General features: G+C 68.0%; 18 protein-coding genes. 6 read left to right on the forward strand and 12 right to left on the reverse strand.

Features of this window, described 5'->3' with window-relative positions; translation table 11 throughout:
* The 12 genes from OIM94_RS04415 to OIM94_RS04470 all read right to left on the reverse strand — a co-directional run bounded on the left by OIM94_RS04415 (window position 1) and on the right by OIM94_RS04470 (window position 11,050).
* Window positions 1-168 carry a hypothetical protein gene (locus OIM94_RS04415; RefSeq protein ID WP_157084547.1) on the reverse strand — a complete coding sequence of 56 codons (168 nt, stop codon included), beginning with the start codon at window positions 166-168 and terminating at the stop codon, window positions 1-3.
* Entirely contained in the window at window positions 168-836 is a 669-nt protein-coding gene (locus OIM94_RS04420) for a complex I 24 kDa subunit family protein (RefSeq protein ID WP_264608894.1), read from the reverse strand. The genes OIM94_RS04415 and OIM94_RS04420 overlap by 1 nt, the downstream gene beginning before the upstream one ends.
* Window positions 836-2,065, reverse strand: a complete 1,230-nt coding sequence (locus OIM94_RS04425) for an NADH-quinone oxidoreductase subunit D (RefSeq protein ID WP_264608895.1) — start codon at window positions 2,063-2,065, stop codon at window positions 836-838. Before OIM94_RS04425 ends, OIM94_RS04420 begins: the two co-directional genes overlap by 1 nt.
* The gene (locus OIM94_RS04430) at window positions 2,062-2,898 is read right to left on the reverse strand and encodes an NADH-quinone oxidoreductase subunit C (protein ID WP_264608896.1); all 837 of its coding nucleotides are present in this window, start codon (window positions 2,896-2,898) and stop codon (window positions 2,062-2,064) included. Before OIM94_RS04430 ends, OIM94_RS04425 begins: the two co-directional genes overlap by 4 nt.
* Window positions 2,895-3,434, reverse strand: a complete 540-nt coding sequence (locus OIM94_RS04435) for a NuoB/complex I 20 kDa subunit family protein (protein ID WP_010545151.1) — start codon at window positions 3,432-3,434, stop codon at window positions 2,895-2,897. The genes OIM94_RS04430 and OIM94_RS04435 overlap by 4 nt, the downstream gene beginning before the upstream one ends.
* Window positions 3,425-3,799, reverse strand: a complete 375-nt coding sequence (locus OIM94_RS04440) for an NADH-quinone oxidoreductase subunit A (RefSeq protein WP_264608897.1) — start codon at window positions 3,797-3,799, stop codon at window positions 3,425-3,427. Before OIM94_RS04440 ends, OIM94_RS04435 begins: the two co-directional genes overlap by 10 nt.
* A gap of 128 nt (window positions 3,800-3,927) precedes the next feature.
* Complete coding sequence (locus OIM94_RS04445; protein WP_264608898.1) at window positions 3,928-5,340, reverse strand: chemotaxis protein CheW; 1,413 nt, start codon at window positions 5,338-5,340, stop codon at window positions 3,928-3,930.
* 2 nt (window positions 5,341-5,342) lie between these two features.
* Window positions 5,343-7,811: a PAS domain S-box protein gene (locus OIM94_RS04450; protein WP_319801141.1), complete on the reverse strand. Its 2,469-nt coding sequence runs from the start codon at window positions 7,809-7,811 to the stop codon at window positions 5,343-5,345.
* 127 nt (window positions 7,812-7,938) lie between these two features.
* Complete coding sequence (locus OIM94_RS04455) at window positions 7,939-8,754, reverse strand: inositol monophosphatase family protein (protein ID WP_121076772.1); 816 nt, start codon at window positions 8,752-8,754, stop codon at window positions 7,939-7,941.
* Window positions 8,755-8,873: 119 nt separating this feature from the next.
* The gene (efp, locus tag OIM94_RS04460) at window positions 8,874-9,437 is read right to left on the reverse strand and encodes an elongation factor P (protein ID WP_010545156.1); all 564 of its coding nucleotides are present in this window, start codon (window positions 9,435-9,437) and stop codon (window positions 8,874-8,876) included.
* Between the two features lie 40 nt (window positions 9,438-9,477).
* On the reverse strand, window positions 9,478-10,062 hold the full coding sequence (locus tag OIM94_RS04465; protein WP_264608899.1) for a M23 family metallopeptidase: 585 nt from the start codon (window positions 10,060-10,062) through the stop codon (window positions 9,478-9,480).
* 4 nt (window positions 10,063-10,066) lie between these two features.
* A complete protein-coding gene (locus OIM94_RS04470; protein WP_264609831.1) occupies window positions 10,067-11,050 on the reverse strand; it encodes a L,D-transpeptidase family protein in 984 nt (327 codons plus the stop codon).
* 118 nt (window positions 11,051-11,168) lie between these two features.
* Between OIM94_RS04470 and OIM94_RS04475 the strand changes: the two genes are divergently transcribed.
* The 6 genes from OIM94_RS04475 to OIM94_RS04500 all read left to right on the forward strand — a co-directional run bounded on the left by OIM94_RS04475 (window position 11,169) and on the right by OIM94_RS04500 (window position 18,636).
* Window positions 11,169-12,251: a potassium channel family protein gene (locus OIM94_RS04475; RefSeq protein WP_264608900.1), complete on the forward strand. Its 1,083-nt coding sequence runs from the start codon at window positions 11,169-11,171 to the stop codon at window positions 12,249-12,251.
* 73 nt (window positions 12,252-12,324) lie between these two features.
* Window positions 12,325-13,101 (forward strand): virulence factor, encoded by a 777-nt coding sequence (locus tag OIM94_RS04480; RefSeq protein WP_264608901.1) that lies wholly within the window; start codon window positions 12,325-12,327, stop codon window positions 13,099-13,101.
* 114 nt (window positions 13,102-13,215) lie between these two features.
* Window positions 13,216-15,798, forward strand: a complete 2,583-nt coding sequence (mprF, locus tag OIM94_RS04485; protein ID WP_264608902.1) for a bifunctional lysylphosphatidylglycerol flippase/synthetase MprF — start codon at window positions 13,216-13,218, stop codon at window positions 15,796-15,798.
* A gap of 57 nt (window positions 15,799-15,855) precedes the next feature.
* On the forward strand, window positions 15,856-16,725 hold the full coding sequence (locus OIM94_RS04490; RefSeq protein WP_264608903.1) for an NAD(P)-dependent oxidoreductase: 870 nt from the start codon (window positions 15,856-15,858) through the stop codon (window positions 16,723-16,725).
* A 269-nt stretch (window positions 16,726-16,994) separates the two neighbouring features.
* Window positions 16,995-17,261: a DUF6356 family protein gene (locus tag OIM94_RS04495; protein WP_264608904.1), complete on the forward strand. Its 267-nt coding sequence runs from the start codon at window positions 16,995-16,997 to the stop codon at window positions 17,259-17,261.
* A 25-nt stretch (window positions 17,262-17,286) separates the two neighbouring features.
* Entirely contained in the window at window positions 17,287-18,636 is a 1,350-nt protein-coding gene (locus OIM94_RS04500) for an FAD/NAD(P)-binding protein (protein ID WP_264608905.1), read from the forward strand.
* The last annotated feature ends 50 nt before the right edge of the window (window positions 18,637-18,686 follow it).

Here is an 18,686-nt window from a genome sequence, read left to right on the forward strand (position 1 = left end):
TTAGCGTCCCTTCCCGACCAGCTTCTGTACGAACAGATAGAAGACTACGGCCAGACCGATCAGGACCAGCGTCCCGATCAAGTTAAATGCAAGCTTGAGCACCCAGCCGAGCACGACGATGCCGCCGATGATGGCCAGGATGGTGACGATGAGGCTGTTGCCCCGCATCACCATTCGCCCCGATAGTCGTGGTTCTCGCCGACCATCGCGGTGAGCGTCGTCGGTCCGCCCAGCGGCTCGACGGTGTGGCGGCCCGGCTCCTGCGTGCCGGTCTTGGGGCTCTCGCCCTTGGCCAGCGCGTCGAGGATCGCGAGCGTGCGATCAAAGTCGAGATCTTCGAAATTGTCGTCGTTGATCTGCACCATCGGCGCCGACGAGCAATTGCCCATGCACTCGACCTCGGTGAGCGTGAACAGCCCGTCCGCGGTGGTGTGGCCCTTCTTCAGCCCGCGCGACTTGCACGCGGCCATCACGTCGTCGCTCCCGCGCAGCATGCACGGCGTCGTGCCGCAGACCTGCACATGGTAGCGGCCGACCGGCACCAGGTTGAACATGGTGTAGAAGGTCGCGACCTCGAACACGCGGATATAGGGCATGTCCAGTTCGCGGGCGACGAACTCGATCACCGGAACCGGCAGCCACCCTTGCGTGTTCGTCTCGGCACCCACCTGGCGCTGCGCCAGGTCGAGGAACGGGATGGTGCACGACATCTGGCGACCCGCCGGATAGCGGCCCATGATCTCGCGCGCCTTCTCGGCATTGGCCGGCGTCCAGGCGAAATTGCCCCAGCGCGCGCGCACTTCGGCTTCGTCGGGGAGTTGAGGAGCGTCAGCCATCAGCGGTCACATTCACCGAAAACGATATCCATGGCGCCCAGGATGGCGGTGATGTCCGCCAGCATGTGCCCCTTGGACATGAAGTCCATCGCCTGCAGGTGGCTGAACGCGGTCGGGCGCACCTTGCAGCGATAGGGTTTGTTGGTGCCGTCCGACACCAGATAGACACCGAATTCGCCCTTGGGGCTTTCGGTCGCGACATACACTTCGCCCGCCGGCACGTGATAGCCTTCGGTGAAGAGCTTGAAGTGATGGATCAGCGCTTCCATCGACTGCTTCATCTCGCCGCGCTTGGGCGCGCCGACCTTGCGGTCGAGCGTCAGGACCGGGCCTTCCGGCATGTCCTGGATGCACTGCTTGATGATGCGGGCCGACTGGTAGACTTCCTCGACGCGGACCATGAAGCGATCATAGCAATCGCCGCGGGTGCCGACCGGGATCTCGAAGTCGACGCGGTCGTACACGTCATAAGGCTGGGAACGACGGATATCCCAGGGGATGCCGGCGGCGCGGATCATCGGGCCGGAGAAGCCCCACTTGATCGCGTCCTCGCGGCTCACCGTCGCGATGTCGACGTTGCGCTGCTTGAAGATGCGGTTCTCGGCGACCAGGCTGATCGCGTCGCCGAACAGCTGCGGCAGGCGGGTGTCGAGCCATTCCGCGATGTCGTTCAAGAGCTTGACCGGCACGTCCTGGCGAACCCCGCCGACGCGGTAATAGTTCGAGTGCATGCGCGCACCCGAAGCCCGCTCGAAGAAGTTCAGGCAGTCCTCGCGGACCTCGAACATCCACAGGTTCGGCGTCATCGCGCCGACGTCCATCACGTGGCTGCCCAGGTTCAGCATGTGGTTGCAGATGCGGGTCAGCTCGGCGAACAGCACGCGCAGATACTGGCCACGCAGCGGCACCTCGAGGTCGAGCAGCTTCTCGACCGCGAGCACATAGCTGTGCTCCATCGCCAGCGGCGAGCAATAGTCGAAGCGATCGAAATACGGCAGCGCCTGGGTATAGGTCTTGTACTCGATCAGCTTCTCGGTGCCGCGGTGGAGCAGGCCGACATGCGGATCGATGCGCTCGATGATCTCGCCGTCCAGTTCGGTGACGAGACGAAGCACGCCGTGCGCCGCGGGATGCTGCGGGCCGAAGTTGATCGTGTAGTTCGCGATCGAGGTATCGCCCGTCGCCGGGTCGATGTCCCGCTCCATGATCTTGGTGACGGTATCGCTCATTTGTTCTGCCCTTCGCCCTTGGTCGGGACGACGTCCGGATCCTTGGGCTTCTCGCCGGGCTGGTTGCCCGGGTGCGGCTGACCGGCGCCGGTCTGGGCCGGGCTGTCGGTGGTCTTGGTGTCCTTGCCCTGCGCCGGCTGGCTGGCAGCGGGCGCGGCATCGGCCTTGGCGACCTGCGCGGCCGTGGCCGGCGTCGGTGCGCCCTTGGCTTCGGGCTGCGGTGCCTTCTCGTCGCCCGGCAGGACGTACTTGGCGCCTTCCCACGGGCTCATGAAGTCGAAGTTGCGGAAGTCCTGGGCCAGGCTGACCGGCTCATAGACCACGCGCTTCGCCTCTTCCGAGTAGCGCACCTCGACATACCCGGTCATCGGGAAGTCCTTGCGCAGCGGATGCCCCTGGAACCCGTAATCGGTCAGGATGCGGCGAAGGTCGTCATTGCCCTCGAACAGCACGCCGTACATGTCGTACGTCTCGCGCTCGAGCCAGCCGGCGACCGGCCAGATACCGGTCACGCTCGGCACCGGCTTTTCCTCGTCGGTGGTGACGCGGACGCGGATGCGGTGGTTCCGGGTGAACGAGAGCAGCTGGTAGACGACGTCGAAGCGCTCAGCCCGCTCCGGATAGTCGACGCCGGCGATCTCGCTGAGCTGCTGATATTCCAGACCCGGCGTGTCGCGCAGCGCGATCATCGCGTCGCACAGCTTCTCGCGGACAACGGTGAGCGAGACCTCGCCCACGGCATCCTTCGCCTCGACCAGCAGATCGCCGAGCGCGGCCTTGGCCGCGTCGATCACGCCGTCGTTCACGGCATAGCGGGGAGCAGGCGCCCTCACCGGTCCAGGCTCCCGATGCGGCGGATCTTCCGCTGCAGCTGCATGATGCCGTAGAGCAGCGCCTCGGCGGTCGGCGGGCAGCCGGGGACATAGATGTCCACGGGCACCACGCGGTCGCAGCCGCGCACGACGCTGTAGCTATAGTGGTAATAGCCGCCGCCATTGGCGCAGCTGCCCATCGAAATCACGTATTTCGGTTCCGACATCTGGTCATAGACCCGGCGCAGCGCCGGGGCCATCTTGTTGCACAGCGTGCCCGCGACGATCATCACGTCCGACTGGCGCGGGGACGCGCGCGGCGCGGCACCGAAGCGCTCCATGTCGTAGCGCGGCATGTTGACGTGGATCATCTCCACCGCGCAGCACGCCAGACCGAAGGTCATCCACCACAGCGAGCCGGTACGGGCCCACTGGAACAGTTCCTCGGTGGAGGTGACGAGAAAGCCCTTGTCGGCGATCTCGGCATTGATGTCGTTCAGGAAGCCGACGTCCGGGAGCGTACCGGCCGGGGGCGGCGCCGAAAGCTCTACTCCCATTCCAGGGCTCCCTTCTTCCAGGCATAGATTAGACCGAGCAGCAGCTCGGCGACAAAGATCATCATCGAGAACCAGGCGGTCCAGCCGAGCTTGAACACGCTTACCGCCCACGGATACAGGAAGGCCGCTTCCAGATCGAAGACGATGAACAGGATCGCGACGAGGTAGAAGCGCACGTCGAACTGGCTGCGCGAATCCTCGAAGGCGGGGAAGCCGCACTCATATTCGGTGAGCTTTTCCGGCGTGGGCTTGTTCGTGCCGGTGAGGCGCGAAACGAGCATCGGCAGGAACACGAACGTGCCCGAGAGCAACAGGGCGATCCCCAGGAATATCAGGATCGGCAGATATTGTGACAGGTCGACCAATGGCCTTCTCTTCTCGCGACTGCGGAATCTTGGGGGGCTTCTAGGACCATGATCCCGGTGCGGCAAGGCCCGGAACCGCTGAGAATCATTCGCAATTGTTAAGCCGTCCTGAACGTGCCCCGCACGGCTCAGCCAAGCATATGAATTCGGATGGAATGCTGGGCGCCATCGATGCGGGCGGGGACGAAACGGGCACCCGGGCTTCCCCCTGGTACAGGGAGCGCGGGCGCGTTGACGATGGTCGCCAGGCGCCGCGCGAGATAACCGCGCGGCCCCTCCCCTGCCTGCTCGCGGGCGATGATCAGCAGGTCGGCATCTTCGGCCGGCATGCCGGGCTCGATGCCATAGACGGACACCGCCTCGCCGCGATGGTCGCCGATGCCGCACAGCCCGGAGCCATCCTCGACTCGTGACGACAGTCCGCGGAACGGAACGACCTCGCGGATCGCATCGAGCGGGGTGGCGAGCAGCCGGGCCCCGGTATCGAAGATCAGGAACGCGTTGGCCGGTGGTCCCTTGCCGTCCGCCTGCCCGTTGCCCGCCCCCTGCGTCGCCGACGCGGCGGCGGCGCGGCAGAGGGCCGCCATCGCGCGGATCGCGGGATCGGCGCGGACCGCCTCGCTGTCCAGCAACAGGTTCTGCCCGCCGCCGGGATCGGTCACGATGCCGCCGAACAGCGAGGTTCGGCCCACCATGCCCGCGGGGAGCGGACCGAACTTGTCGTCGGAAATGCGCGCCACGCTCCGTACGCTCTCGACATGCCAGCCGACGAGCTTGTCGGGCGCGATCCGCAGCAGGATCACCGGGCCTTGCGACTCCTCGGCCGTCGCGCCGTCCAGGCCGAGCGTTGCCAGCTGGTCGAACACCCGCACGTCGCGGCCGAGATAGTTGACCGAGCGCGACCAGCCGGGCGCCGGCACCGCGCAGCGCCGCAGGTTGATCGCCGGGGCGGTGCTTTCGACCAGGTGGCTGTCGATCGCGATCTGCACGCCGGCCACGGTGACCAGCACGAAGGGTCGGGTACGGCCGAGCGCCGCATGATCCTCCGCCCGCGCCTGGCAGCGCACCAGCGGCAGGCCCGGCATAGAGAACAGCGTCGCCGGCTCGAGAATGCCGACGAGATGCGCCTCGCGGACAAAGGCGCGATCGACCAGCCGCGCCTCGCCGCCGGAATCGATCAGTTCGCGAACGGCCGACACGGGAATGCGGTACAGGCCCGACACGCTGTCGATCCGCAGGCCCAGCAACACGTCGTCGCGCCGCAGCACGACGATCGTGCCGCCCTGCCCGGGCTGCGCGCCGAAGCCCAGCAGCACCGTCAGGTCGACCACCGGGATCACGTCCCCACGTACGCCGATCGAGCCGACCAGGGCAGGATGCGTCCCGAAGCACGGCCCCAGGGCGGCGGGACAGGGCACCACTTCGCGTACCCAGTCTACCGGCACCGCAAGTTCGACGCCGCCCAGTCGCAGCAGACCGACATCGATATGCTGCCGGGCTGCCTCCGCCACCGGCGCGGCGCGTTCGGCGTCCGGTGCCATGATCAAATCGTGCGATGGGTGGACGTGGCGAGTTCGTCGATCATCGCCACCACGCGGCGCGAGGTTTCCCGCTGCGCGCCGACCGATCCGGCGATGCCCGAGATCGCACCGGTCGTCTTGTCGACGCAATCGGCAATCGCCTCGAATGCATTGCGCGCCGAGCGCGAGCGCTCGGTACCCTGCACCACCCGCTCGCTCGATTCACCGATCAGCCGGCTGATTTCCTCGGCAGCCGAGGCACTGCGCTCGGCCAGCTTGCGCACTTCCTCCGCGACGATCGAGAAGCCCACGCCGTGCTCGCCCGCGCGCGCCGCCTCGATCGCGGCGTTGAATGCCAGCAGGTTGGTCTGGCCGGCCAGATCCCCGATCACGTCGACGATGCTCGAGATCTTCTTCGACGACGCCGACATCAGCTCCATCGATTCGATCGTGCCCTCGATCGCGCTGGTTCCGCGATCGGCCGCTGCCTGGGTTTCGCTCGCGAGACTGGTGGCACTGGTCGCACCATCGCTGATGACCTTGATGGCGTTCGAAAGATCGCCGACGACCGACTGCATTTCCTCGGTTTTCGCGGCGATCTTCCGCTCCAGCAGCACCTGTTCGGTGACGTCATAGGCGTATTTGATCACGCGCGAGGGATTGCCCTGCAGATCGAAAACCGGCGAGTAGCTCGCCTGGATGAACACGTCGCGGTCGTACTTGCCGATCCGGTGGAAGCGTCCGGACTGGCCCTCCCCGCGACCCAGCGCCCGCCAGAAATCGCCATATTCCTTCGACTTCAGGTGCGCAGGATCGACGAACATCGAATGGTGCCGGCCCTGGATCTCGCGAAGCGAATAGCCCATGGTCGAGAGGAAATTCTCGTTCGCGGTCAGGATCTCGCCGTCGAGGTTGAACTCGATGGTCGCGAGGCTGCGGTCGACCGCCTGGGCGCGGCTCTTGCCCTCGATCGCCGCCTTCTTGCGCTCGGTGATGTCGGTGGCGAACTTGACCACCTTCACCACCGCCCCGAACCCGTCGAAGATCGGGCTGTAGGTCGCGCTGAGCCAGAGCTCCTCGCCGGCCTTGTTGCGACGACGGAAATCGCCCGCGACATATTCGCCATGCGCCAGATCCGCCCAGAAGCGCGCATATTCCTGCGAGTTGACGAGGTCCACATCGCAGAAGATCTTGTGGTGCTTGCCCACCACGTCCTCGCGCCGATAGCCGGTGGCCGCCAGGAAATTGTCGTTCGCGTCGAGGATGACGCCCTCGGGCGTGAATTCGATGACGGCCTGGGCGCGGCTTATCGCGGCGACCTTGCCCTCGGCATCCGCCGCAAGCACCTTCTGCTCGGTGATGTCATGGGCGTATTTGACCACCTTGACGAGCTTGCCGTCGACATCGACGATCGGGTTGTAGGTGGCGCGGATCCACACCCGGCGCCCCTCCTTGCCGAGCCGGGGGAAGACACCCGACTGGAACTCGCCCGCGGCGAGCTTGCGCCAGAAATTCTTGTAATCGTCGGTCTTCACATATTGCGGATCGCAGCATTTGCTGTGGTGCTTGCCGATCAGCTCGTTGCGATCATAGCCCATCGTTTGCAGGAACATGTCGTTCGCGGCGATGACATGGCCATTGGTGTCAAACTCGATCACCGAGGTGCTGCGATCGATCGCCGCCAGCTTGCCGGCAGCCTCCGCACTTTCGACCTGCTGCTTCGTCACGTCGATGGCGAACTTGACGATCTTCACCGGGATGCCCTGGTGATCGAGGATCGGGTTGTAGGTCGCCTGGATCCAGCGTTCGGTGCCGTCCTTGGCGACGCGCTTGTACAGGCCACCGTCGAATTCACCGCGACCCAGCCGCTCCCAGAACTGGCGATAGGCCGGCGAGCGGCCATAATCTGCCGTGCAGAAGATGCGGTGGTGCTGGCCGATCAGGTCCTCGGCCTGGTAGCCGAGCAGGTTGCAGAAATTCTCGTTGGCAGCGAGCACCCGGCCGGACAGATCGAATTCGATCATCGCCATTGCGCGGCTGAAGGCGTTGAGCACGCTGCGGTTGAGCGCCGCATCGATCTGCGCGCCGCGCACGTCGCGCGCGATCAGCATCACGCTCTGTACCTTGCCCTTGGCATCGGTGACCGGCACGTAATGTCCGGAAAGCCAGGCGTCCTTGCCCTCGCAGCCGCTGCGCCGGGCGGTTTCCTCGATCGTCTCGCCGGCCCGCAGCCGGTCCCAGAAGGTGCCGTAGGCGGGGCTGGCGGCATAGTCGGGGTCGCAGAAGAAGCGGTGGTGCTCGCCGATCACGGTCGACAGCACGCACCCCATCGCGTCCAGGAAAAGCTGGTTGGCCCGGGTAAGCGTCCCGTCCGGCGAGAATTCCGCCACCGCGTACAGCCGATCGAGCACGGTACCCGCAGCGTTGCGAAAGGCCTCGTCCGATGTTTCGCCGCTGCGCCCGCTGCCGAGACCGGTAACTTCCATGTTCATGCGCCGTAGGTCCCATCTCGCCCGGCCTGCAGCCGATGCCATTTTCAGAGACTTATAGGACGGTGGAGCGCATGAACCCTTTTACAAACAAAGTTAACTTCTCGGATCCGTACTCGTACGGGTATGCTTAGCGCAGCGCGTTGGCGACCAGCTTGTGCAGCTTGGAATGCAGGCCGTCATTCGCCGCGAGGAACTGGTTGCGCTGCATTGCCATGTCCTGGCCGCGATAGTCGGTGACGAAGCCGCCGGCTTCCTTGACGAGCAGCATGCCCGCCGCCACGTCCCACGGCTTCAGGTCCGATTCCCAATAGCCGTCGAACCGGCCCGCCGCGACCCAGGCAAGGTCGAGCGCCGCCGAGCCCAGGCGGCGGATGCCCGCCACTTCGGGTGCCACCGCACCGAAGATGCGGCTCCACTCGGCGAAATTGCCATGGCCCATGAACGGAATACCCGTCGCGATCAGCGCCTCGGACAGGTCGCGGCGCGCCGAGACGCGCAGACGCTGGTCCTGCAGCCACGCCCCGCGGCCCTTCTCGGCCCAGAAGCTCTCGTCGGTCAGCGGCTGGTAAATGAGGCCGTGGGTGATCTCGGGCTTGCCCTGCGCGCCATTGGGATCCTCGACCGCGATCGCGATCGAGAAATGCGGGATGCCGTGGAGGAAGTTGGTGGTGCCGTCGAGCGGATCGACGATGAAGCGCGGCTTGTCCGGATCGCCCGGCAGCTCGCCGCCCTCTTCCGCCAGGATGCGCCAGTCGGGCCGCGCCTTGCGCAGTTCCTCGATCAGCGTCTGCTCGGCGCGCTTGTCGGCCATGCTCACGAAATCGGCCGGGCCCTTGCGGCTGACCTGCAGGTGCGTGACCTCGTTAAAGTCGCGACGCAGGCGCGGTGCTGCCTTGCGTGCGGCACGGTCCATGACGGTGAGAAGGCCGGAAAAGGCTGCCATATCAATCTCTCTCCCTGCCGCTGGTGCGGGGGACTAAGGAGGCCTGACCCGAAAACGGGAAAAGGGGACGCAGGCCTGCCGTCCCCTTCCCTAGCATAGATTCGGCCGAAGCCGGCAGATCAGTCCGCGCGGCGGACGTAGGTCTGCTCGTACACGTCGACGACGATCCGCGTGCCCGACGCGATGTGCGGCGGCACCATGATGCGCACGCCGTTGTCGAGCACGGCCGGCTTGTACGAGGACGAGGCCGTCTGGCCCTTCACCACCGCATCGGCCTCGACGATCGTCGCTTCGATCGTGTCGGGCAGCTGCACGCTGATCGGCTCTTCGTCATAGAGCTCCATCAGCACGTCCATGCCGTCCTGCAGGAAGGCCGCGGCCTCGCCGAGCAGGTCGCGCGGCAGCGTGGTCTGGTCATAGGTTTCCTTGTCCATGAACACGAGCATGTCGCCTTCCGGATACAGGAACTGGAAATCCTTGGTGTCGAGGCGCACGCGCTCCACGGTCTCGGCCGAGCGGAAGCGGACGTTGTTCTTGCGGCCGTCGCGCAGGTTCTTGAGTTCGACCTGCATATAGGCACCGCCCTTGCCGGGCTGGGTGTGCTGAATCTTGACGGCGCGCCAGATGCCGCCCTCATATTCGATGATGTTGCCGGGACGGATGTCCACGCCGCTGATCTTCATGGATCGTGCCTGTATGTGAGAAAGAGCTGAGCGGCGCCCTTTAGCTCCGCCCGGGCTTTCCCGCAAGCAGGGGATAGGGATCGATATTGGTTCCCTGCCACCAGCCCTCGCCGGGGCGCATCTGCTTGATCTCGAAATGCAGGTGCGGCGGACCGCCCGCGGCGCTCCCGCTGTCGCCGACGGTGGCGATCGGCTGGCCCTGGCGGACGGACGCCCCCTCGGGCACCCCTATCGTGTCGAGATGGGCGTAGTAATGCACCGTCGCACCATCGGGCGTGCGCACGTACAGCGTGTGCCCGCCAAGCGCGCTCTCGAACCGCTTCTCGACGGTGCCCGATGCGGCTGCGAGCACCGGCGTGCCCTTGGGTGCCAGAATGTCGATGGCGTGGTGCTCCCGATCGCCGTCGCCACGGGGTTGCCCCCAGTCGTCGTGCAGCGCCGTTGCGGCGACACCCTGCACCGGAATCCGCAAGGTCGTATCCCCCGCGGCGGGCGCGCGCCCGGAGGGCGGCGGCGCGGTGGCGACGGGCGGTTTCGCGCCCGGCGCGACGAAGCGAACGCGGGACACCAGCAGCACGAGCAGCGCCACCACCACGAGCCCCGCCACCAGGCGGCCGCGACGCACCGGCTCAGTCCTGGAAGATCGCCGGCGTACCCGGCTTCACCATCAGCGCGACGCGCGCGGCGTCCCAGTTGGTCAGGCGGATGCAGCCATGGCTCTCGCTGCGGCCGATGGTCTGCGGCTCGGGCGTGCCATGAATGCCGTAATGCTCCTTGGACAGGTCGATCCATACGACCCCCACCGGGCCGTTGGGGCCGGCGGGGAGCATCGCGGGATCGTCGCCCTTCTTGGCGTCCCAGAACAGCGTTGGGTTATAGTGAAACTTGGGATTGGTATCCACGCCGTTGATTTTCCAGCGCCCGATCGGCAGCGGATCATGCTCGCTGCCCATGGTTGCGCTGAACTGGGCAACAAGGCGATTGCCCGCACCATAGACCTTCAGCACGCCCTCCGACTTGTCGACCACCAGACGGTCTGCCTGGGGCTGGCGCGGATCGACGTTGAGCATGGCGAGCGTCTGGCGCCATTCGGGCTTCCACGCCTCCGGATAGGCGCGCGACGCGGGCAGCGCGTTGGGCAGACGCAGGGGCGTGCCGGTGCGAATGTCCGTGACCCCCGGGTTGAGCGCGGTGATCACCTCCGGCGTCGTATGAAACATCTCCGCCAGCTTCTCGAGCGGATTGCGATATCCCAGCGATTTCAGTTTCCCCTGTTCTGTCAGATCCTTGGGAATGGGATCTACGAACGGACCTTGCATTGTCTGCGCGCCGACGGCGAGTGTCCGTACCGGCCGCAAGGCCCGATACTGGTGGAGTACCGCCAGGGTCGCGGGGTCGATCACGCCGGTAACCTTCAGCCCGCGCGCCTCCTGCAGCCCGCGAACCGCCGCGGTCAGCGACTGTCCGGGGCGGCCGTCCAGGATGCCGGGGCCGAAGCCGAGATGGTCGAGGATCACCTGCGCGTGAAGGATGTTCAGGTCGATCGGCGGCCTCGGCGCAGGCGTTTGCGCCACCGCAGATGTCGCAAGCAGTCCGGCCATCAGTCCCAGCATCCTGCGCACGCATTCTCTCCCGATCGTTGAGGGCGCTAAACGTGCATGCCGGGTTTCGGGTTGCCTGGCGGCCAAAGCCCGGTGGACAATCGCCCGGCGACATGCCCTAATCCACGCGATGCGGGGGATCCTTACAGAGGCGGAACAAGTGCTCGGCTCGCCGATGCGCAACCTCGTGTCGATCCTGGTCTTCGTGCTGCTCGTCGGCGTGCTGGCGACGATCGGCTACATGGCGGCGGGCTGGAGCTTCGCGGATGCCAGCTACATGGTGGTGCTGACGCTCTACACCGTGGGCTATGGCGAGGTCCGCCCGGTCGACACCCCCTATCTCCACGCGCTGACCATGGCGACGATGGTGCTGGGCTGCACCGGCATGATCTTGCTCACCAGCGCGCTCGTCCAGCTCTTCACCGTCCTGCAACTGCGCAGTATTTTCGGAGGCTCCCGCATGCAGAACCGCATCGACCAGCTTGCCGGCCATGTCGTGATCTGCGGCTATGGCCGGATCGGGGTGATGCTCGCCCGCGACCTCGCCCGCGCCGCCGTGCCGGTGGTCGTGATCGAACGCGGCCCCGAAAAGCGCGCCGAGGCGGAAGCCGCCGGCCACTGCACGCTGGCAGGCGACGCCACTGAGGAAGAGGTGCTGATCGCCGCCGGGATCCAGCGTGCCCGTGCCCTCGCCACGGTGCTGCCCGACGATGCGGCGAACGTGTTCATCACGCTGAGCGCACGCAACCTCAACACCGGCCTGGAGATCATCGCGCGCGGCGAGGCGCCGACGACCGAGCGCAAGCTGATCCATGCCGGCGCCGACCGCGTCGTCTTCCCCACCCATATCGGCGCGGAGGCGATGGCTCGGATGATCCTCTATCCGCACAGCCAGCAGGTGCATGGCGATGCCCAGCTAGGCCGGTTGCGGCGCGATCTCGAGGCGCTGGGGCTGGATGTCGAACTGATCGAGGTCGCGCCGGGCTCGGCGATGGCGGGTCTGAGCGTCGAGGCAGCCGAGCGGCGCGCCGAGGGCAGCGTGTTCATCGTCCAGATCGATCGCGGCGACGGTCGCTCGATCCCCCGTCCGGCGCGCGACGAGCGGCTGGAGCCCGGCGACAAGGCATTGGTGGTGATGCGCGACGTGGGCGCAGCGGCACGCGCGCTGTTCACCAGCCGGCAGGAAATCAGGGCCGGGAGGAACAAGTTTTGAGGGCGGGCCGGACGATGCCTCCCCCGCCCGCGCCTTCAGCCGCGCTTCAGCTTGTCCGGCGCAGCGTTCGCTGATGGCGCCGAGCATCCCCCCCTCCCATCCCCGCCCCCGCCGCCTCGGCTGGAAAGGCTGGATTGGCCTGGTCGCGCTGCTGCTCGCCGCCGGCACGCTGGGTCTCTACTGGAGCGCCGGCTTCCTCGACCGCGATCCGGTTCATCTCTACGGCATGCCCGAGCGCGGCGGCACCGCCCCGGTCGCGGCGGTCTTTCTCTCCGGCGACATGGGCATCCGCTACGGCATGGGCTCCTATGTCGTGGAATCGCTCTCCGGGGCCGGCGTGCCGGTCTACGCGATCGCCAGTTCGACGATGTTCGCCCGCCGCCGCAGCGCGGCCGACGTGCAGGCGCTGCTGCCCGATGCGATCCGCGAGACGCTGCGCCGCTCTGGCGCGCGCAAGGTGGTGGTGATCGGCCAGTCCTTCGGCGCGGACATGGCGCGGGTCGGCATGGCGCGGTTGCCGGCAGACCTGCGCGCCCGGGTCGCCGCCCTGGTGCTGGTGGTGCCCGGCACCAGCGCCTATTTCCGCGCCGACCCGCTGGGCCTGGCCTATATCGGCACGCCGGATGCCGATGCCGCGGCGGCGCGGACGCTGACCTGGCTGCCGGTCACCTGCATCCGCGGCGCGGACGAGGCCGACAGCCTGTGCCCCAGCCTGCTCGCCCCCAATGTGCGGCGCATCACCCTGCCCGGCGGCCATTTCCTGCGCATGGACCATGACCTGCTGGTCCGCACCGTCTTCGCCGCCCTCGCGCCCGTCCTCGATACCCATCTGGAGGCCCCCGCCCGCTGAGGCGGAGGCACGCGACGATTGCCCGGGTTCCACCGGCGGGATAAGGGCGGCGACGGCCGCGTTGATGCGATGCCTGCCGCGGCAGGATCGGCAACGCGCCCGCGGGGGACGGCAATGCAAGGCTTGGAACAGCGCGCGCCCGCAGCGGAGGCGTCCACACCGCCGGGCTGGCTCGCCCGGCACCGGCGCCTGCTGCTCGTGCTGCTGGTGCTGACGGTCGCGCTGCTGGGGTTCGAGGCGATGCGCTCGATCCTCGCCGAGGTACGCCTGCGCGATGTACGCGGCGCGCTGCACCGCATCGACGGCGCCCGGCTGGCGCTCGCCATCGGGCTGACTTCAGCCTCCTATCTCGCGCTCACCTTCTACGACTGGTTCGCCGTGCGCGCGATCGGCCAGCGCCTGCCTTGGCGCACCACCGCGCTCGCCGCCTTCACCAGCTATGCGATCAGCCAAAATCTGGGGTTGTCGCTGCTGACCGGCGGCACCGCCCGCCTGCGCGCCTATGGTGCCGCCGGGCTGGAGTTCGCCGATGTCGCGCGGGTGACGCTGCTCGCCAGCGGGACCTTCTGGGCCGGGGTGTTCGCGGTGACCGCCGCCGCGCTGCTCGCGGCGCCGGCGCCGCTGGTGCTGTTCGGGCAGACGCTGCCGCTTTGGCTGTTGCACGGCACCGGCATCGCGCTCGCTGTGGCTTTTGCCCTGCTGTTCGCCGCGCGTCTGCGGGGGCTGGCGACCTTGCGGGTGGGGAGCGCGACCCTGCCGCTTCCCCCGCCCCCGCTGATGGCGGCGCAGATCGGCGTTGCCGCACTCGATCTCGCCTGCGCGTCGGGTGCGCTGTTCGTGCTGGTGCCGCACGCCGATCCGGCGATGCTCGGCGGCTTCTTCCTCGCCTATGCGCTCGCGATCGTGATCGCGCTGGTCACCCATGTGCCGGGCGGCATCGGCGTGTTCGAGGCGGTGATGCTCGCGCTGGTCCCGATCGGCCGCAGCGACCTGTTTGCCGCGCTGCTGCTCTACCGGCTGATCTACTATCTGCTGCCGCTGCTGGCCGCCGGCGTGCTGCTCGTCGGGATCGAGGGGCGGCGCCTGCGCCGGCCGCTCGCCACCGGACTGGGCATCGCCCACCGCATCGGCCAGGCGCTGGTCCCGCCCCTGCTTGCGCTGCTGGTGTTCGCCGGCGGGCTGGTTCTGCTGATCTCCGGCGCGCTGCCGCCCGCGCACGGCCGCATGCATCCGCTGCACGGCATCCTGCCGCTGCCCTTCGTGGAGGGGTCGCATTTCGCCGCGAGCCTGGTCGGCACCGCGCTGCTGCTGATCGCGCCCGCCGTCCAGGCGCGGCTCAAGAGCGGCTTTCACGCCGCGCGGCTGCTGCTCGTCGCCGGCGCCCTGTTCTCGCTCGCCAAGGGGATCGACTATGAGGAGGCGACGGTACTCCTCGTCGTCGCCGCGCTCCTCCAATATGCGCGCCCGGGCTTCTATCGCAGCGCCGGCATCGGCTCCGCCCCGGTCGCGCGCTGGTGGTGGGCAGCAGCGCTGATCGCGGTGCTGCTCAGCGCCTGGGCCGGCTTCTTCGCCTATAAGCACGTGCCGTATTCGGATGCGCTGTGGTGGGATTTCGCCTGGCGCGGCAATGCCCCCCGGTTCCTGCGGGCGACGCTGGGGGCGACGATGCTGCTGGTCGGCTGGGCGTTCTGGCGGCTGATGGCCGCTGCACCCCGGGCGGGCGAACGCCAGGCCCTCGACCCGGGAGTGGCTGCGCGCGCGATCGCCGTCTCCCCCCGCGCCGATGCGATGCTCGCCTACACCGGCGACAAGGATTTCCTGCACTCCACCTCGGGCGATGCCTTCCTGATGTACCGCGTGCAGGGGCGCACCTGGGTGGTGATGGGGGATCCGGTCGGCCCCGAGGCGGCCTGGTCCGAGCTGATCTGGGAGATCCGCCGCCACTGCGATGCCGCGCGCGGCCGGCTCTGCCTGTTCCAGGTGAGCGCCGCGATGCTCCCGTTGGTGGTGGAGCTGGGGCTGCAACCGATGAAATATGGCGAGGAGGCCGTGATCGACCTTCGTAACGGCTACCCGCTGACGGGCGGCCAGTTCAAGTCGCTGCGCTATTCGGTGAAGCGCGCGACGAGCGAGGGTCTGGCGTTCGAGGTCGTGCCCGCGGTGCAGGTCCCCGCCCTGCTGCCCGAGCTCCGCCACGTCTCGGACGCGTGGCTGGCGGGCAAGCACGGTGCCGAAAAGACCTTCAGTCTCGGCCGGTTCGACCCCGAGTATCTGTCCCGGTTCGACTGCGCCGTGCTGCGGCTGGAAGGGCGGATCGTCGCCTTCGCCAATATCTGGGAAACGCCCAATCGCGAGGAGATGTCGATCGATCTGATGCGCCATCTGCCCGACACGCCCTATGGCGCGATGGACCTGCTGTTCGTGCGGCTGCTGCAATATGGCGCCGCGCAGGGCTTCGCGCGGTTCAATCTCGGCCTGGCGCCGCTCTCCGGCCTCAAGCCCGGACCGCTGGCGCCGATCTGGTCGCGGCTGGGCGCGGCGGTCTATGGCCATGGCGAGCGGCTGTACGGCTTTTCCGGCCTGCGGTCGTTCAAGGCCAAGTTCGGGCCGAGCTGGGTGCCGCGTTATATCGGCACCAGCCCGGGGGTTTCGGTGCCGCGGGCGCTGATCGATGCGGCGGTGCTGATCGGCGGCTAGCCCCTTGGGTTCTGCGCCCGCGACCCCACATGCTGCGGCGCAACCAGGGAGACACGCATGGACCTCGCATTTCTCGGCCTCGGGCAGATGGGCATCGGCATGGCGGGGGCGCTGCTCGATGCGGGACATACGCTCACCGTGTGGAACCGCTCGCCGGACAAGGCGGCGGGCCTCACCGGACGCGGCGCGCGGCTCGCCCGCACGCCCCGCGAAGCCGCCGACGGCGCGCAGGCGGTGCTGACCATGGTCGCGGACGATGCCGCGCTCGCCGCGGTCCTCGATGGCGAGGACGGCCTGATCGCCGGCATGGCGCCGGGCACCTTGCACCTGTCGCACAGCACCGTTGCGGTCGCCACGACCGACCAGCTTGCCGCCCGCCATGCCGAGGCCGGCCACCTGTTCGTCTCCGCCCCCGTGTTCGGCCGCCCGCCGGTCGCAGCCCAAGGCAAGCTCGCCATCGTCGCCGCCGGTGCGCCCGAGGCGATGGAGGCCGCCGCGCCGATCCTCGACGCGCTCGGCCGCGTCACCTTCCCGATGGGCGACACGCCCTCGGCGGCGAACCTGGTGAAGCTCGCCGGCAACTTCATGATCATGGCCACCGTCGAAGCCTATGGCGAAGCGATGTCGCTCGGCGAAAAGGGCGGGGTCGCGCGCGAGAAGATGCTGGAGGTGTTTTCCGGCACGATCTTCGACGGCGCGATCCACAAGGTCTATGGCCCGCCGATCGCCGAGCGCCGCCACCGCCCGGCAGGCTTCGCCGCGCCGCTGGGGCTGAAGGACATGCGCCTCGCCGGCGAAGCCGCCGAGGCGGTCGGCGCCAGGCTGCCGCTGCTCGATCTGGTGCGCGCGCATCTCGCGGAGACGGTCGCAACCGAAGGCAGCGATGTCGACGTGACTGCGCTGGCCGAGACCATCGCCAAGCTGTGACCTTCCTCCCTCTCCCTCGCGGGGGAGGGGAACTGCCGCCGCGGTGATGGGCAGCGGCCCCTCGAAACCGTCGTCATTCCCGCGAAGGCGGGAATCCATTGCCCTCGACGCTGGGGGGAAGAACCGCGAATTCAGCGCCGATGGATCCCCGCCTTCGCGGGGATGACGGTGTATTGGCGTGAAGCCGGAACCCGCGCTACCGCGCCAGAGGACCTGGATTCACGACGGGTACCCTTCCCCCCCGCCCCGATCGCGCGTACATTTCCCACATGATCACTCGGCTTTTCCTCGCCCATCCCCGCAGCGTCGGCGAAAGCTATGGGGAGCATGCCGCCACCGCGGCGCGGTTCGGCGTCACGATGATGGTCGGCGGCGCCGCCTGCATCGTCCATGCGGTGCTGCCGTTCCTGTTCGTGCGCACCGCAAGCGATTCGGTGAAGCGGCTCTACGCCCAGATGATGGCGCGCCAGCCCGCCTTTGCCGAGAAGACGCCGGCGTTCCGGCAGCCCGAGTGGCAGCTCGACTACGAAATCTGACGACGGCATCGGGGGAGCCGCAACCATGATCGAACACGTCGCCATCATCGGCGCGGGCTTTTCGGGCACGCTCCAGGCGATCAACCTGATCCGCCACGAAGGGCCGCGCGCTACGCTGGTCGAGCGCGCGCCGGTGGCGGGCACCGGCCTCGCGTACGGCGCGGCGCACCCTTCGCACCTGCTCAACGTCCGCGCGGCGAACATGAGCGCCTTTCCCGACGATCCCGGGCATCTGGTCCGCTGGCTGGAAGCGCGCGGCGTGGCGAATGCCGCGACCAGCTTCGTGCCGCGCCGAGTGTACGGCGACTATCTGCGCGAGATGCTGGCCCAGGCGCTGGCCGAGCATCCCGAGCGCCTCCGGCTGGTCCATGCCGAGGTGGAGGACGTGACCTTCGACGCGCAGGGCGCGAGGCTGCAGCTGTCGGACGGCACGCTGCGCGCCGATGCCGCGGTGCTCGCGGTGGGCAATCTGCCGCCGCACGATCCGCCGGGGCTCGACCCCGCACGGCTCTCCGCAACCCGCTACAAGGGCGACCCCTGGGACCCGAGCGTTCCCGAGGACCTGTCGGACGGGGACACCGTGCTGGTGATCGGCACCGGGCTCACCATGGTCGACGTGGCGCTGCTGCTCGAGGCGCGCGGCTTCACGGGCAGGATCGTCGCGGTATCGCGGCGCGGATTGCTGCCCCGCCCCCATGGTCCGGGCCAGGACTGGCAGAAGATCGCCGAGCGCCCGCGCACCCGTGCCTCCAAGCTCGTCCGCGCCGTCCGGGACCGTGCCGAGCAGGTCGGCTGGCGCAACGCCGTCGACGAGCTCCGCCCCTTCACCCAGCCGATGTGGGCCAATGCCAGCGAAGCCGAACGCGCGCGTTTCCTGCGCCATCTGCGCCCCTGGTGGGACGTGCATCGCCACCGCCTCGCCCCCGAGGTCCATGCCCGCCTGCAGGCGCTGATCGATCGCGGCCAGCTGGAAGTGCTCGCCGCCAAGACGCTCGGCTTCGAGCAAGGACCGGACGGGATCGCCGTCACCCTGCGTCCGCGCGGGCAGGATGCGCCGAGGACGATCCACGCCCAGCGCATCGTCAACTGCACCGGCCCGCTCGGCGATCTCGCCCGCACCCGCGAACCGTTGCTCCAGCGCCTCGCCGAACGGGGGCTGATCCGCCCCGATGCCGCCCGCATCGGCATCGATGTCGACAATCAGGGCCAGACCATCGCCGCCGACGGCCGCGCCAATGCGAACCTCTATGCGCTGGGGCCGATGACCCGGGGCGCCTTCTGGGAGATCGTCGCGGTGCCCGACATTCGCACCCAGACCTGGGCGGTCGCCCGCCGGCTCTCCAACGCCCATTGGGTCGGCGGCGAGGGCCTGTAGCCAACTGGTAACATTTGACACTAAATCGGGAATCGGGGTATCAGGTCGCC

This window comes from Sphingomonas sp. R1 (assembly GCF_025960285.1).
GTDB lineage: Bacteria > Pseudomonadota > Alphaproteobacteria > Sphingomonadales > Sphingomonadaceae > Sphingomonas.